The sequence below is a fragment of the bacterium genome, from assembly GCA_026708015.1.
Lineage (GTDB): Bacteria > Actinomycetota > Acidimicrobiia > Acidimicrobiales > Bin134 > Poriferisocius.
The window spans coordinates 1-16,245 of record JAPOVT010000005.1 but is presented as its reverse complement, the minus strand read 5'-3'; the positions used below and the strand labels follow the sequence as shown (position 1 = coordinate 16,245).

Sequence of the window (16,245 nt, the reverse complement as noted above, 5' to 3'; positions counted from 1 at the left end):
CCGTCGGTTTGGGCCGAATGATCTTGTCGTACCCGCACATGCCTGCCGACGTGATGGCCGGCCGAGAACTCGATCGGCGCCTCATCTGCCGCACGTTCTCCGACTGCACCACCGCTCCCCGCAGCGGCCTGATTTCAGGGTGCTACCCGCTGGACGACTTCTACAACCAGCGAGAAGAGCGCCTCCAACTTGCGGCATTAAAGAAAGCGGCCAAGGCCCGGCTGGCCGTTGGCCAAGGCTCTGCCAAAGCAGCGCCGAACGGCCGCCAGCCTAGCTTCGAATGAGGCGTGTCGGCGGCGTCACTCCAGTAGCGTTGGAAGCTGCCCAGTAACCAAGGAGCGACCCGTGCCCGATCTCCAGGTTGAAAAGCGCGACCACATCGCCATCGTCACCCTCGACCGCCCTCCGGTCAATGCGGTCAATAATGAGACATTCGTCCAGATCCGCGATGTCTTCGCCGCTTTGGGTGATGACCGAGATGTGCGGGTGGCCATCTTCACCGGTGCCGGAGAAAAGGCGTTCTGTGCCGGCGCCGATCTGAGCCCGCCCAACAGCGCACCGCGCTCAGAGCGCCACCCCCTCGAGCTGACCGACCCCGGCCATCTGGCCCGAGAGGCCATGTGGACCATCATCGACTGCGCCGTCCCGGTGATCGGGGCCATCAACGGCTACGCGCTGGGGGCCGGCCTGGCCTATGCCGCCTGCTGCGACATGCTTGTAGCCTCAGAGAACGCTACGTTCGGCACTCCTGAGATAAACGTCGGACTCCTGGGGGCCAGCGCCCACCTCTCTTTGATGATGGGCCGCCACAAGGCCAGGGAGATGTTTCTCACCGGCGAGCAGGTCTCCGCCCAGGAGATGTACCGCATCGGCGCCGTCCGAGAGGTGACCGCGCCCGACAAGCTCATGGACACTGCGCTGGAGCTGGCCCGTGAGCTGGCCACCAAGAGCCCGGTTGCCATGCGGTTGGCCAAGGAGTCGATGAACCGGATCGAGAACATGGAGCTAAGGGAGGGCTACCGCACCGAGCAGGACTACACCGCCCGCCTGATGCGCTTCGACGACTCCCGTGAGGCCCGGCGCGCCTTCCGGGAGAAGCGCGACCCCGAATACAAGTGGGAATGACCGAGAGAAGCGCGACCTCCAGTACTAGTGGGAATTACCGCTAGAACAGCTTGCTGTTGTCCCAGTTGAGCATCTTGCCCACCGGAGTGAGCTCGATGGTGGCGTTGAGATTCTTCTGGTAGTAGTCCCGGGTCTGCTTGGGCATCACATCCCGGGCTGTTCGATACGGGGCGTACTTCTCATCGAGGGCCTGGGCGATCCGCTGAGCCAACTCCTCAGAGGGCTCGATCACCCGCCCCATGCACTCCACGTGTACCGCCCGCAGCTCAGCCCAGCGGTCCCCGGCCTCCACCAGGAAAGAGCAGCGCTGGTCGTTGCGGACCCGCACCACCTTCTTGCCCCGGGTGACCATGTAGATCTTCTGGTCGAGCACCACGTACCACACCGGTAACGCGATTGGTTGACCGTTGGCCCGAAGCGTGGTGAAGACACCGTTCACCGACGTCTCCAGCATCTCCCAGCACTCCTCGGTCGACATCCGCACCGTGGGCTTCTTCTTCTCAGCCACCTATCAAGTCTCTCAGCTCACGGCGGAGAATCTTCCCCGAGGCCGACTTGGGAATGGCCTCGGCAAACCGGACCTCACCGAGGTGCTTGTAGGTGGCCACATGGTCGGCCACATAGTCCTTCACCGCCTGCTCATCAAGGCCGGAGTCAGCGGCAGCAACCACGAACGCCAGCGGCACTTCCCCGCTCTCGTCGTCGGGCCGGCCCACCACCGCGGCATCGGTAATCTGCGGGTGGTCTAAAAGCAGCGCCTCCAACTCGGCGGGGGCTACCTGGAAACCCTTGACCTTGATGAGCTCCTTCAGCCGGTCGACGACGTAGACGTGGCCATCCTCGTCAACCCGGGCGATGTCGCCGGTGTGGAGCCAGCCGTCTTGGTCGATGGTCTCAGCAGTGGCCTCCGGGTTGTTGAGGTAGCCCTTCATCACCTGGGGGCCGCGAATCCACAGCTCGCCCTCCATGTCGATGGGCAGGTCCTCGCCGGAATCGGGGGCCACGATCCGGGCTTCGGTGTTGGCCACCGTCAGGCCCACCGACCCTGGCTTGGAATCACCTGGCGGGGTGGCATGGGAGATGGGGCTGAGCTCGGTCATGCCGTAGCCCTGCACCACTTCGCAGCCGATCCGCGCCGATGCCTCGGCCGCCACCTCAGACCCTAGCGGCGCGGCCCCCGACAGCACCTGGCGCAGCGACGACAGATCGAAATCAGCCACTGCGGGATGTTTGGCCAGCGCCAGCACGATGGGGGGCACGGCGAAGAGCCGGGTCACCTTGCGGCGCTCGATGAGCGATAGCGCCTGGGCCAGGTCGAAGCGGGGCATGGTCACCAGCGTTGCCCCATGATGAAGCTGGTCGTTCATGAGCACCTGCATTCCGTAGATGTGGAAGAAGGGCAGCACCGCCAACACCACATCGCTGCCCTGCGACGCCACCGATGAAACGCACTGCTCGATGTTGTTCACCAAATTGGCGTGGGTGAGCATCACCCCTTTGGGCAGACCGGTGGTGCCCGACGAGTAGGGCAGCACCACCACGTCGTTGTGGGGATCGACCTCCACCTGGGAGATCGGATCTCCCAGCATTGACAGCATGGGGATGCCCTGCGAAGGATTGTCGGAGTCGATTACCACCACATCGCCCGCAATACCGGCTTGATCCATGGCCTCCCGGGTCTGGGTGGCAAACATGTCGGCGGCAAACACCAGCGTCGCCTGGGAGTCGGTGAGCTGGTAGGCGATCTCATCCGCTCCGTAGGTGGGATTGACCGTGGTGACCGCGCCCCCCGCCACCGCCACCGCGTGGAACACCACTGGATACCACGGGGAGTTCGGCGCGATGAGCGCGGCGACATCGCCTCGGGCGAAGCCGCCAGCCGCCAATCCGCCCGCCAGGGAATACACCGACTGCTCGAGCTGGCCGTAGGTGAGCGACCATTCCCCCGGCCCGTCGACCAATGCCTCCTTATCGGCGAGCTTCCCGGCCCGCTCCAACACGAACCCGGTGACCGGCTGCGAGCTCAGCGGCTCATCAGGCAGAAGGCTGGGATGGACAATCACAGGGTTTTAGGGAGCGGGCGTGATGCCGTGGAACGGGCTGCCGGCGGCCTGATACTCATCGAGGAGCTTGAAGAACTCCTCACCGAAGGGGCTCTCGCCCCGAAGCGGCATCGCGGCGCGGACAACCGTGAAGTCCAGCGGCGCCAGTTCGGCCGCGGCATCAAAGTGGCGGGCTGCGCCTTCCTCATCTCCAGCGCGACGAAGGTGAGCGGCCAGGCGGAAGTGCAGGCGAGCCGCGATCTCATCGGCGTCGAGGTCGGCGATCTCGCTGCTGGCATCATCGGGAACCACACCTTGATGAACCCAGGCCCGGATCTGGTTGAAATGGCCCTCGCAAGTGCGGCCGGTGAATTCGCTGAACATATCGCTGCCGAATTCGCTGGCATTGGGACGTGCGATTCGACCCTGCTCGTCGATCCAGACCACCGCTGGCACGTTGCTGATGGCATACATCTCGGTGAGGAGGTGATCGGGGTCCATCAGCACCGGATAGGTGATGTTCTCGGCCAGTACCCGCACCTCGTCTATGGCCTCGTCAATGGCCACCGCGATCACCATGAAGCCGTCATCGGCCAATTCGTCATGCAGTTCCTGCCACCCGGGCAGGTCGAAGGCGCATCCTCACCAACTAGAAAAAGCCACTAGGAGCCGCTTCTTGCCCGCGTAATCCGACAGGCTACGCTCGATGCCGTCGAGGTCGGCGAGAGTGAAGTCGGGCGCTTGGCGGTCTCGAAGGGCTGCCCGGCGGGTGGCGTTGGGCTGGCCCAGGACCACGACGCTGGCGTCGGGATCAACCACGGTGGGCTGGTCCACCGCATTGGCCACCGCGGCCAGATCGAGCTTGTCACCGACTCTGATAGCCGAGCCGTCTCCCACCAGCACGCACTGATCGCCGCGGCAGAGTCCCTCTGGCTTCAGCGTCCAGCCGACCGCGGCGGAGAGGGCATCCGGCTCGACCAGCGGGCGCCCATCCGCCCACTCTCCAGCAGTGGTGGCCACCTCATCTCCAAGGACGGTGATTGTTGTCATAGCGGGAACTCCTTCATTCGACGGGATCGGTCGGAATCGGCTCGCCGACCGGCAAATAGGTTCTGACTTCGGGGAAATACTCGTAGCGGCGCACCAATGAGCCGGCCGAGTGCTTGTCAGGCGAGAGGCTGGCCCCGATCATGGCGGGAAGATCGAACGTGCCAAGCCCCTCGGCCGCGGCCCTGAACGTCTCGGGGGTTATGTTCCCTCCGGCCGCCTCCAGGATCTTCACAGTGAGGGCGAAGGCACGGCAGTGGTTGACCACACCGTTGACTATGTCGTCGTCGGTGAGATCGAGGGGCTCGTCGCTGGATCGCTCTTCGAATACGGCAAGGCATTGCTGCACGCCAGGATCGGCCAGCGCTTCCTCGCTGGTCGGCTTGTTGGTGGTGACGGCAAACGTGCGGGCCATGTACTCGTCTTCAATGCCTTGATCATTAGCAATGTCCAGGCGGTCGGCAGCCTGTCCATTGGTGTGGGCAATGCGCACCTCCCAGCCAATGCGCTGCGCCGAGGAGATGATGCCGTACACGTTGGAGAGGTTGAGGAGCAGATCGACCCCGTCGGCCTCCATGCGCGTGGAGATGTTGTCGGTATTCTGCTCGTTCTGCACGGTGTCAGTGGTGGGCGCACCCGGGGTATAGACACCGACGACGTTGATGCCCGCCTCCTCAAGCAGCGGCTGCACCGCGTCGGCATACTCCTTGTCGGGGGGAGCCTCGTAGTAGATGCCCACGCGGTGCCCGTCGAGATCACCGGCCCGGATCATCTCGGTGGTCCCGCCGACCCGCTGGCGGGTTTGCTTCATCTCGGTGGCGAAGAACAGGCCGTTGGACCGCTCTTGGCGCTCGGTGTTCTCCCCGAAGTGGCCCACATAGGGATGCCCGTGCAGCTCGGTGATGCACAGGGCGTTGTCATCGAGGAACTGGCCGATCACCACGAACACCTTCATGTCCTCGATCAACTCGGTACACACCCGCTCGCTGTCGGTGGTCCCGATCGGCAGGAAGGAAACCACGTGGACCACGACGCTGCGGCCATGGATGCCGCCCCGCTGATTCAGGTCTTCGGACAGTGCGGCATAGAGGTCCTGCACCGGGAAGATGCCGATGTCGATGCCGAACATCTCATTGATCTGCACCGGGTCGATGGCAGCCACACCGATGACGATCTCGGTCTCCGTTACCCCTTGGTAGCTGGCGATCAACTCCACCGGTGTGGGGACTGGCGTCGGCTCCGCAGGTGCCTCGGCCGGCTCGTCAGCAGCGGTTTCCGCGGCCTCATCGGAGGCTGTCTCGGCGGGTGCGTTCCCGGGCTCGTCGGCCGGTTCCTCAGCTGGCTGATCGGACGGCTCATCAGATGGCTCTTCAGCCGGAGCAGCCGTTTGCTCTTGGGCCGCGGACGGCTCCGCGGTGTCGGCACTGCCGTCGTCGTCGTTGCCGCCGCAAGCCGCAGCCACCAAAGCCACGACGATGAGCAACCACCACCATGTCCGTATCCCCTTTGAACCTCTGACTGCGGTCACCGTTTCCCTCCTCTGGAACTCTGGTCCGAGCCCCTCATTTAAGGCCTAGTCGAGCGTATTGGTCGTCGGGCGCGTCCACCTCGTAGAGCGCAGTGTGGAGCAGATCGAGCATCTCGTCGGCCAACGACTCTCGGCTGCGGTTTTCCTGCTCGCTTGGATCGACGTCGAGGTCGAACAGGAAGTGGCGGTCGTTGCAGGCGTTCACCGTGACCCACAGCGGCATCGTGTCTCCAGACTCATAGGGTTGGCGGATCACCGGAACCTCCGAGCCCGGCATCCTGTCGAGCCAGGCCCGGTGGTCGGGCGGGGGCAGTCCGGGCATGCCGATATCGCCAAACGGCATGGTGGACCAACGGTTAGACCACATTGACAGCGGGAAGTTGTCCTCGGTGGCCCCTCGGGCGTACTTGTGCTGGCCATCGGTCACCTGGACCCAGCCACCGAACACCCCGCCCAGCGCCCACTCTCGGATGGAGTCAGTTTCACCCCTCAGCAGCGGGGCCATAGAGCGGCCGTGGGTGGTCTGCACCACCTCGGCGTCGAAGATGTCCGCGACGGTGGCAAAGATGTCCACATTGGTGGTCAGTGCATCGCACACTCCCCCGCCGGGCTTCCCTGGCCACGACACCAAGAGCGGCGTGTGGCCTAGCGGCTCGTACTGGGGCACCCCGGGCTTACCCCAGATGTCGCGCCCCTCCCGCATGTCGCCCAGATAGTGCCCATGATCGGTACACACAATCAGCGCGGTGTCGTCCCACAGGTTCTGCTCGTCGAACCGGTCCAGAATCTGCCCGAACCAGTGGTCGATCATCGACAGCTTGGCCCCGTAGTTGGCCCGCACATGGCGGCCCTCGCTCTCGGTGAAGTTGCCGGAGGCGATTCCCCCGTCGACATAGGGCGGCCAGATGATCCACTCCTCGTCCCACGCCTCATCGAAGTATCGGCCCGCCCACGGCGCCGGCGTGTCGAATGGCTCATGGGGATCGAACTCGTCCACGAACATGAACCACCGGTCGTGGTGAGGGGTGGCCTCAGCCAAGAATTGCGCCGCCGCGCTCATGGTCTTCGGCCCGGGATAGTCCTCCTCAGAGCGGAAGAACGTGCGGGAGCGGTCATAGCCCCGGTCGATTTCCTCAAGGCCCCACATCTTCGACCACCACCAGCCGCCTTTTCGGGCCGGCATGGTCGGCGTGCCGGCCCAAGAAGGGTCGTAGAAGGTGCGCCATGGGTCGCCCTCGTGGCCCCGCAGATAGTCCCAGCAGTGAAAATCGGTGTGGTAGTTCTCGCCGCCGGTCTCAAACAGATGGGGATGGTCGGTAAACAGCGCAGTGGTCACCCCGCCGCGGCGCAGCACTCGGGTGATGGGCTCCTCCCACAGCTCGATCGAACCCCACGGCTTCCACAAGAAGTCCAACGCCCCGCACAAAATGTCGTGGCGGGCCGGCATGCACGGCAGCGACCCCGTCACATGGCGAGTGAACCGGGTGGCCTGCTCAGCGGCGAATCGGTCGAGGTTTGGCGTTTCGAACTCGGTGCCGCCGTAGCTCCCCAGCATGTGCCGATTCAGCGAATCCAGCAGGATGACCGCGACGTTCGAAGGTGAGCTCATGAATCCCCCTGCCCTGCTTTTGGCATCTCCTCGATCTTCTGACGCTACTCTCATGGGCCAGCACAGGCCGAATGTGGCCGCCCAAGCTTGGGGGGGACGTTGGACAACGAACAGGCCCAGAGCGAGTCCATCGACGCGCTGGCCACCACGGTCCTAGAGGGGGAGGCCGCTCGGCGGGACGCCCAAAAGGCTGAGGTCCTGTTTCCTGACGACCTGTTGCCCGGCGTGGGCGGCGAACAGACAACGCTCAGAGAGGGCCTGCGCAAAGGAGGCTTTCAGACCTTCGTCGTCTTGTTGGCGCTGAACAGCCTCGACGAACTGGAGAACAGCGCGGTGGCCATCTTGGGGCCCGACATCGGCAGGAGCTTCGGGGTAAGCGACGGAACCGTCACTGCCATCAGCACGGCGTCGCTCATGTTCTTCGTGCTGGGGGCCGGGCCGATGGGGTGGCTAGCCGACCGCTTCCGGCGCGGCCCCATCGTCGGCATCGCCAGCGGGGCCTTTGCTGCATTCAGCGCCCTGTCGGGGTATGCGTTCAACGCCCTCATGTTCTTCTTCATGCGGTTCTTCGCCGGCATGTCCAAGGCCAACACCATCACCGTGCACCCCAGCATGCTGGCCGACACCTACCCGCTTGAGACCCGGGGCCGCATGTACGCCACCAACGCCGGAGTGGGGCGCGTCTTCTCGGCCATCAGCCCGGTTTTGGCCGGGGGAATCGCAGTGTGGATTGGCGGCGATGACGGCTGGCGCTGGGCGTTCTACCTGCTCGGATTGCCCACCGCGGCTTTGGCTTTCTTGGCCTTCTTCTTGAGGGAGCCACCCCGGGGCCAATGGGAGCAGAAGCATGTGCTGGGCACCGGCCTCAAACAGGACAACAAGATGCCGATTTCGGTGGAAGCCGCCTTCACCCGTATTTGGAACATAGACACCATCCGCAATATGACCATCGCCTTCGCAGCCATGGGCTTCGCCCTGTTCCCAGCCGGCTCAATTCAGTCGTTTTTCCTGGAGGAAGAGTTCGAACTCGACGCCCTAGAGCGCGGATTGGCGGTGGCACCGGCGGGGGTGGGCCTGTTGCTGTTCCTGCCCTTCGTTGGGCGCCGGTTCGATGCCACCTTCCGAAGGGACCCCGATCGGGCGGTGCGGCTCATTGGCATCCTCTTGCTGCCCATCGGCGTGTTGGTACCCATCCAGTACGCCATGCCCAACCTCACCCTGTTCATGATTCTCTCCGCCATCAACTCCACCTTCCTGGGCGGGGCTTTCGCCATGGTGCAGCCCGCCATCCAAGCGGTGTTCCCCTATCGGCTGCGGGGCATGGGCACCGCCTTCTTGACTTTCTTCATGGTCATGGTGGGCGGAGTAGGGGGCAGCATCATCGCCGGCTTCCTCCAGAACGAGCTCGGCGAGCAGACCGCCATCACCATCATCACCGCAACCGCCATGCCGATCGGCGCCTACTTCGTGCTGCGGGGGGCCAACCGGCTGCGGCGCGACCTCTCGCTGGTGGTTGGCGAGCTGAGGGAAGAACAAGACGAAGAACGCCGCCAGGCCGAGACCGACCCCGAAGACATGCCCGCCATCCAGGTGGCCCACGTGGACTTCAGCTACGGACAGGTGCAGGTGCTGTTCGATCTCGGATTCGAAGTGCGCAAGCAGGAGACCCTGGCCCTATTAGGCACCAATGGCGCGGGCAAGTCCACCGCGCTCAAGGTGATCACCGGACTGGTCACCCCAGAGCGGGGGGTTGTGCGCTTGCACGGCCAAACCATCACCTACGCCACTCCCGAACAGCGGGCGGCCATGGGGTTGCACATGCTGCCCGGAGGGGCCGGAGTGTGGAGCGACCTCTCGATCAGCGACAACCTCCTCATGGGAGCCTACGCCTATCGCAGGGATGCCAGCGACCGAGACCGGCGAATAGAGAAAGTGCTCGACATGTTCCCCGACCTCGGCAAACGGCCCAATGAGCGGGCCAGCAACCTCTCGGGTGGCCAGCAGCAAATGCTGGCTTTGGCCCGAGTGATGCTGCACGAGCCCGAGGTTTTGATGATCGACGAGCTGTCGCTGGGCTTGGCCCCGGTGGTGGTGCAGTCACTCTTGGAAACGGTCGAGGAGCTCAAGGACCAAGGCCAGACCATGATCATCGTGGAGCAGTCGCTGAATGTGGCCCTGGCCATTGCTGATCGCGCCGTGTTCCTGGAGAAGGGGCAGGTGCGCTTCGAGGGCCCGGCCCAGGAACTGGCCGAACGGGACGACCTGGCCCGGGCGGTTTTCCTCGGCACCGAGGGCGGCTGATGGACATCGCCTCCGCTTCCGTGGTCGGCACTTGGATCACCCAGCAATTGGCCTTCAACGGGGTGGTCAGCGGCCTGGTCACCGGGCTGGTGGCCCTGGGGATCGTGCTCATCTACCGGTCCACCCGGGTCATCAACTTCGCGGTGGGAAACATGGGGATCATCGCCGCCTCAATGATGGCACTGCTGCACCTGAACTACGACTGGCCATTCTGGCTGGCGCTGGCGCTCTCGCTGGCGCTGGGCGTTCTGTTCGCCGCCGCGGTGGAGCTGACTGTGATCCGCCGATTGTTCAACTCTCCCCGAGTGATCGTGCTGGTGGCCACAGTCGGCATTGCCCAGCTGGCCCAGTTGGTGATCTCCCAGCTTCCCGACATCGAAGCTGCCGGCCGGAAATATCCGGTGCCGGTTGGCCGAATCTGGGAAAACGTGTGGTTTAGCGATATCCGCGTGCGCGGTCCACAGCTCGTCATTCTCATCGCGGTGCCGGTTATGGCTCTGCTGTTGGGCTGGTTCATGAACCGGACCTCATTCGGCAAGTCGGTGTCTGCGTCGGCCAACAATCCCGATCTCTCCCGGCTGTCGGGTATCAACCCGAAGACGGTGTCCACCTTCGTGTGGGTGATGGCCGGGCTGTTGGCCTCGCTGTCGATGATCATGCTGTCCGGTGAAACCGGACAGATAGCCGGCCTGGCCAACCTCGGCCCCCAAACCCTGGGAAAGGCCATGGTGGCCGCGGTGCTGGCCGGAATGGTCTCCTTCCCCCGAGCCATGCTGGCCGGAGTGCTGATCGGCTTCCTCGACGCCCTCTTCCGGTTCAACTTCTTCACCGAGACCGGCCTCATCGACTTTGTCATCTTCTTGGCTGTTCTGGTGGCCGTGTACTTTCAAAGCCGCAGCCAAGGCGAAACCGGAGTCTTCTCCTTCGCCCCCAAAGTGCGCGCCATACCAGAGCGGCTGCGCCAGGTGTGGTGGCTGCGACACCTGTCCAAGATCGCGCTGGGCGCGCTATTGGCACTCGGCATCGTGCTGGTGCAGCTTCCCGGCATCTCCAACCTGCCGTCCCGCCAGCTGCTGTACGCCACGGTGCTGTGCTTTGCGGTATGCGGACTGTCGGTCACCATTATCACCGGTTGGGCCGGCCAGCTCTCGCTGGCCCAGATGACCTTCGCCGGCATGGGAGCCCTGTTCGCGGCCAGCCTCAAACGGGGGTTGTCCATGGACTTCACGGTGGGCACCGGCTTCTTGCCCGGCGATGCCTTGTCGTGGGACTTCTTCGACGTCCAATTCGAGACCGCGGGAATCCCGTTCATGGTGGCCATTCCGGTGACCGCGCTGTTCTCTGCGCTGGTGGCCGCGGTGATCGGTGTCGGGTCGCTTCGAGTTCGCGGCCTCTATTTGGCGGTGACCACATTCGTGTTCGCACTGGCCGCCCAGCAGTACCTGTATCGTCGGCCGTTCTTCACCGGCGGCAACAAATCGTCGGTGTCGTTCCGCCGGGGCGAGCTGTTCGGCCTCGAGCTCAAGTCGCAGAAGACCTACTACTACGTCTGTCTGGCCTTGTTGCTGATTGCGGTGATCATCGTCAGCCGGCTGCGCCAATCGGGAGTGGGCCGCACCATCATCGCGGTGCGCGACAACGCCGATTCTGCCTCGGGCTACACGGTGGGGCCGGTGCGGTCCAAGCTGTCGTCGTTCGCTATAGCCGGCGGCATCGCCGGGTTGGGCGGAGCAATGCTGGCCGGGCTGGTACAGAATGTCCCGATCAGCGAGCGGTTCTTCCAAGTGGAGGATTCGCTACAGCTTGTGGGCATGGTGGTCATCGGGGGCCTGGGTTCGTCGGTTGGCGCGGTTTTGGGAGCGATTTGGGTATATGGCCTTCCCAATCTGTTCAACAACGCGGAAACCGTGGCCCTGTTCTCCTCCAGCATCGGGCTGCTACTGGTGCTCATGTACTTTCCGGGCGGGCTCATACAGATCGGCTACAGCGCGCGCAACGCCCTCGTTGGCTTGGCCGAGCGGCGCCTTGGGCCTGACCCCGGCGGCAAGACCGTCCAATCCGCTCCGACCAGCCTAACTCGGCCCGAAGATCCTCGGCCCGCCACCGAACCCATGCTGGCCGGGCACGACATCAGCGTACGGTTTGGCGGCGTACAGGCGGTGTCGGAGGCCACCGTGCTGATCCATCCCGACGAGATTGTGGGCCTCATCGGCACCAACGGCGCCGGAAAGTCCACGTTCATGAATGCGGTGGGTGGCTACGTGCCGTCCAGCGGCCGAGTGGAGCTGCTCGGCACCGACATCACCCGGTTCTCTGCGCCTCGCCGAGCCCGAGCCGGCCTGGGGCGCACATTCCAGACCGCAGCGCTGTTCCCGGAGTTGACAGTTCGAGAGACGGTGCAGGTGGCCTTGGAGGCCCGGGGCCGCACACCACTCCTGAGCACCGCCCTGCACCTCCCCCACACATTTGCCTTGGAACGGCGGCGTCGAGCCGAGGCCGACGAGCTGATCGACTACCTGGGGCTGGGGCGCTACGCGGATTCCTTTATCAGCGATTTGTCCACCGGGACTCGGCGCATCGTCGAGATCACTGGCCTGCTGGCCCTGGGCACCCGGGTGCTGTGCCTCGACGAGCCCACCGCCGGGGTGGCCCAGCGGGAGACCGAGGCATTCGGACCGCTCATCGTCAACATCCGCCGGGAATTGGACGCGGCCATGTTGATCATCGAACACGACATGCCCCTCATCATGAGCATCAGCGATAGGGTGTACTGCCTAGAAGCTGGCAAGGTGATCGCCGAGGGCGCCCCCTCCGAGGTACGCAACGACCCCCTGGTGATCGCCAGCTATCTCGGCACCGACGAGCGGGCCATCGCCATCAGCGACGGCTGAGTGGCAAGAAAAAGCTGCATCGGGTTGATGTTCACCCCCGAACGCATTACCAAATTGAACCCTGACGATCTGCCCGCCACCTACCTCGTCTAGCAGCCATCCAGCCCACCTCAGTAGCGGGGATTGCGGGGGCCGAAGAAGAGGCGGTCGGCGTTGGCGTAGAGGTATTTGTCCAGCACGCCGTCGCGCAGGTCCAGATCCCACGCCTCGGTAATGCAGCGGCGCATGTCGAGGGCCGGGTGGTCGGAGGCGAAGATCACCTTGTCTTGGCCCCGGGTGTTCATGAAGTGGACAAACTCCTCTGGGAGCCGCTTCGGGCTATAGGCCGAGGTCATGAGGTGCAGGTTCTTGTATTTGATCATCAGCCGCATTGCCACCCCCCACCACGGGTCGGCGCCGTGGGCCATGCACAGCTTCAAGTCGGGGAAGCGCAGGCAGATCCGATCCAGCAGCATCGGGTCTTGGCCCTCGCCGGGCATGGGCGGGCCGGGAATGCCGGTGTTGATCGATAACGGCAAGTCCAGCTCGGTGCACTTGGCGTAGAGCGGGTAGTACACCGGGTCGCTGGGCGGCACATCCACTCCGAACGGCACCACCCGGGCCAGTGCCACCGGGTACTGCTTGACCATTTCCTCGAGCTTCCACAGCACGGGCATCAATCCCCGAGGGTCGAGGTGGACGGCCAGGGCAAACCGCTCCGGGTAGCGTTCCACAAAGTCGAAGGGTCGAGGGTTGTCCTCGCCCACCGCGGCCTGAATGACCGCCTTCTCAACTCCGAGCTCGTCCATGAGCGGCAGAAGCTCCTCGGGCGTGAAGCTGCGGAAGAAATCGACCCCGCCGTGGAGGTAGTCCTCTTTGACCCGGATCAGGTATTCGGGCGGCTCGTAATCGCCCATGTTCACGTTCACCCAGCAATCAATGGTTCTCGGGGGCATGGCCCGACGCTATCTCGGCTGGGTGTCCCGGCTGGACTCGATGGCAATTCCGATAGGTACCGCGCCCCGGCAGGTACCAGAATCAAGTCATGGCCACTGCCCTAGAGGGATTGCGAGTTCTCGAGCTCGGCTCGGGGGCGGCCGCGGGCATCGCCGGAATGGTCTTGGCCGAAAACGGTGCCGAGGTGGTCAAGATCGAGCCGCCCGACGGTGACCGAGACCGGGACCGACCAGGTTTCGCCGTCTGGCATCGGGCCAAGAAAAGCGCAGCCCTCAATTTGGCCGACGCCGGCGATCGAGACCGGTTTCTCGATCTGGCCCGTGCGGCCGACGGTGTTGTTGAGGCTCTCCGACCGTTGGTGGCCGAGAGGCTAGGAGTGGACTACAACACCCTGCACCGGCTGAACGACCAACTGGTATATGCCTCGATTACCGGATTCGGAGAAACGGGTCCCTGGCGTGACCTCCCTGGTTACGAGCAGATCGTGGCGGCCAAGAGCGGGCGCATGACCTCCTACCAAGGTGTGCGCCCCGGCCCGGTGTTCACCCCGGTGCCCATCGCCTCATACGGGGCGGGAATGCTGGCCGCGGTCGGTCTCATGGCTGGCATCTGGGCCCGCCAGCGTACTGGCAAAGGCCAGAGAGTTCATACCAGCCTGCTTCACGCCTTGAGCGTGTACGACATGACCAGCGGACATGGGAACCGCACCCACCTGCCGCCGGAACCGGGCCGGGTGTACGGCGTCATGCGGGTGCCGTTCATGACCGCGCCCACCAAAGACGACCGCTTCATCCAAATGTGCAGCCGTCAAGCCCACCACTACCGCCGATGGCTCGCCGAGTTAGGACTTGAGGCATTGCTGGACGATCCTGAGCTTCCCAATGCCCCCGACCTGTGGCCCAGCGAGAAGCGACTGGCCGAAACCATCGAGGCCATCAGACACGGCATGAAGCAGCGCACTGCTGAAGAGTGGATGGAGGTCTTCTCGGCCAAGGACATTGGCGGCGACCCGTTCTTGGCCCCCCAGGAGTTCTTGGATCATCCGCAGTGTGCTGAGAACGGACGACGCCAAAAGGTTCTCGATCATGACATGGGTTCAACAGTGCAAATCGGTCCGCTCGGCCTGTACTCCGACACGCCGTCGGTGGTCGGCCCGCCCGCCCCCCGCCTCGGTGAGCACACCGAGGAAGTGGTGACCAGTTGGTCGTCGACGACATCCCCAAGCGGCCCTGCTACCCAAGCCGGTCGCGCTGGCGAGCTGCCCCTGGCCGATGTGACCATTTTGGACGTCGGCTACTTCTATGCCTGCCCGTTCGCGGCCACGCTATTGGCCGAGGCCGGTGCCCGAGTGATCAAGGTCGAGCCGCCCGCTGGCGATCCCGGACGGCGCAACTGGACCACCGACTACGTGAAATCCCACGTGGGCAAAGAGTCCATCGTCTTGGACCTCAAGACTCCTGAGGGGCTCGACATATTGTACCGGCTGGTGGATCACGCCGACGTGTTCTTGCACAACTTCCGGCCGGGAACCCCTGAGCGGCTGGGCATCGACGCCGACACCGTGATGGGCCGCAATCCCCGCCTGCTCTACGTGTACGCCTCGTGTTTCGGCAGCAACGGACCTTGGGCCCACAAGGCCGGATTCCATTCGTCGCCCAACGCCATCGCCGGGGCCGGTGTGGTGGAGTCGGGCGACCAGAACCCGCCCCGCAACCGTACCTACGGCGACCCCACCGCCGCCCTGGCCACCGCGGCCGCCATCATGGCCGGTGTCTTAGCCTGTCGACGTACCGGCCGGGGCCAGAGGCTGGAGACAACCATGCTCACTGCCACTGCCTACGCGGTGGCCGAATGGGGCATCCAACATTCGGGTCCCGAAGCGCCGGTGGTGGATTCTGGACAGTTCGGCTACCACGCCTACCAGCGGCTTTATGAGACCGCTGACGGGTGGCTGGTGTTGGACGTGCATACCAGCCGGGAGCGCCGCTCGCTGGCCGCGATCTTGGGGGAGGAGCTTCCCGATGAGCCGACCCCAGAGCTTGCCGTCAAGCTGGCCGAAGCTTTCGCGACTGACTCCGCTGAGGCGTGGGAAGCCCGGCTTTTGGCCGCCGGAGTGCCCGCAGCCCAGGCCGACCGGGGCGACTTCTTGCACAACATGCTGTACGAAGACCACACGCAGGAATGCGGGGCGGCCGTTGAGGTAACTCAGGACAATCTCAGCACCTACTGGCGAGCCGGGCCGACTATGCAATTCTCTGCTGCTCCAACTCCGCTCCACCCCGCGCTCCCCCTCGGTTGGGCAACCGCGGCAGTTTTGGGCGAACTTGGAATCGACAACCAAGAGATCACCCGCCTGCACGACATGGGCGTGACCCAACCAATCGGCCACGGCCTTCCCAGTTAGTGGCCTAGCCCCCTGCCATGGGGAGCATCTCGTCTCCCGCGCGGCCACCACGCCACCGGGATCGACTCCAGGGCCACCACGCCGGGCTGATCGAGCTTGGCCCTTGGGTTCAATACGCCCAAAAGACGCCGGCGGGAGGTCTCGTCGTCCAGTCCCAGCATTCGGCGGTGCTGTCGGCCCTGATCCCACACGAGTGGGTGCCGCCGGCCGCGATGGCGGTGAACGCGCCTGCGGGGGCGTCCGCCTGCCCGTAGCCGTTGCAGCCCCAGCATACGGCGGTGCTGTCGGCCCTGATCCCACACGAATGCCAGCCGCCGGCCGCGATGGCGGTGAACGCGCCTGCGGGGGCGTCCGCCTGCCCG

At 64.4% G+C, this 16,245-nt stretch carries 12 protein-coding genes; 5 read left to right on the top strand and 7 right to left on the bottom strand.

The annotated features are described in order from the left end of the window. The coding region (locus tag OXG30_01930) for a hypothetical protein (GenBank protein ID MCY4133660.1) at positions 1-284 on the top strand (284 nt) is incomplete at its 5' end. A 61-nt stretch (positions 285-345) separates the two neighbouring features. Continuing rightward, on the top strand, positions 346-1,125 hold the full coding sequence (locus OXG30_01925; protein MCY4133659.1) for an enoyl-CoA hydratase/isomerase family protein: 780 nt from the start codon (positions 346-348) through the stop codon (positions 1,123-1,125). Positions 1,126-1,165: 40 nt separating this feature from the next. On the opposite strand, the gene OXG30_01920 is transcribed toward OXG30_01925, so the two are convergent. From OXG30_01920 to OXG30_01900, 5 genes are read right to left on the bottom strand one after another with little or no spacing between them, the layout of a single operon-like run. After that, a complete protein-coding gene (locus OXG30_01920; protein MCY4133658.1) occupies positions 1,166-1,633 on the bottom strand; it encodes a pyridoxamine 5'-phosphate oxidase family protein in 468 nt (155 codons plus the stop codon). Further along, positions 1,626-3,188: an AMP-binding protein gene (locus OXG30_01915; protein ID MCY4133657.1), complete on the bottom strand. Its 1,563-nt coding sequence runs from the start codon at positions 3,186-3,188 to the stop codon at positions 1,626-1,628. The genes OXG30_01920 and OXG30_01915 overlap by 8 nt, the downstream gene beginning before the upstream one ends. Positions 3,189-3,194: 6 nt before the next feature. After that, positions 3,195-4,217: a TlpA disulfide reductase family protein gene (locus OXG30_01910; GenBank protein ID MCY4133656.1), complete on the bottom strand. Its 1,023-nt coding sequence runs from the start codon at positions 4,215-4,217 to the stop codon at positions 3,195-3,197. A 13-nt stretch (positions 4,218-4,230) separates the two neighbouring features. Next, the gene (locus OXG30_01905) at positions 4,231-5,742 is read right to left on the bottom strand and encodes an ABC transporter substrate-binding protein (protein MCY4133655.1); all 1,512 of its coding nucleotides are present in this window, start codon (positions 5,740-5,742) and stop codon (positions 4,231-4,233) included. A gap of 34 nt (positions 5,743-5,776) precedes the next feature. After that, positions 5,777-7,351, bottom strand: coding sequence for a sulfatase (locus OXG30_01900; GenBank protein ID MCY4133654.1), 1,575 nt, complete (start codon positions 7,349-7,351; stop codon positions 5,777-5,779). A 99-nt stretch (positions 7,352-7,450) separates the two neighbouring features. Between OXG30_01900 and OXG30_01895 the strand changes: the two genes are divergently transcribed. After that, positions 7,451-9,652: an MFS transporter gene (locus OXG30_01895; protein ID MCY4133653.1), complete on the top strand. Its 2,202-nt coding sequence runs from the start codon at positions 7,451-7,453 to the stop codon at positions 9,650-9,652. Continuing rightward, entirely contained in the window at positions 9,652-12,543 is a 2,892-nt protein-coding gene (locus OXG30_01890) for an ATP-binding cassette domain-containing protein (GenBank protein MCY4133652.1), read from the top strand. The genes OXG30_01895 and OXG30_01890 overlap by 1 nt, the downstream gene beginning before the upstream one ends. 110 nt (positions 12,544-12,653) lie before the next feature. Here OXG30_01890 and OXG30_01885 read toward each other — a convergent pair whose 3' ends face one another. Beyond that, complete coding sequence (locus tag OXG30_01885; protein ID MCY4133651.1) at positions 12,654-13,478, bottom strand: amidohydrolase family protein; 825 nt, start codon at positions 13,476-13,478, stop codon at positions 12,654-12,656. 89 nt (positions 13,479-13,567) lie between these two features. Between OXG30_01885 and OXG30_01880 the strand changes: the two genes are divergently transcribed. Next, the gene (locus OXG30_01880) at positions 13,568-15,883 is read left to right on the top strand and encodes a CoA transferase (protein MCY4133650.1); all 2,316 of its coding nucleotides are present in this window, start codon (positions 13,568-13,570) and stop codon (positions 15,881-15,883) included. 109 nt (positions 15,884-15,992) lie between these two features. Here OXG30_01880 and OXG30_01875 read toward each other — a convergent pair. Next, a partial coding sequence (locus OXG30_01875) for an RCC1 domain-containing protein (protein MCY4133649.1) occupies positions 15,993-16,245 on the bottom strand: 253 nt, incomplete at its 5' end.

Excerpts from the sequence above, each read along its gene's own strand:
- OXG30_01900 (MCY4133654.1), bottom strand. The coding sequence starts at position 7,351 with ATGAGCTCACCTTCGAACGTCGCGGTCATCCTGCTGGATTCGCTGAAT.
- OXG30_01890 (MCY4133652.1), top strand. The coding sequence starts at position 9,652 with ATGGACATCGCCTCCGCTTCCGTGGTCGGCACTTGGATCACCCAGCAA.
- OXG30_01885 (MCY4133651.1), bottom strand. The coding sequence starts at position 13,478 with ATGCCCCCGAGAACCATTGATTGCTGGGTGAACGTGAACATGGGCGAT.
- OXG30_01880 (MCY4133650.1), top strand. The coding sequence starts at position 13,568 with ATGGCCACTGCCCTAGAGGGATTGCGAGTTCTCGAGCTCGGCTCGGGG.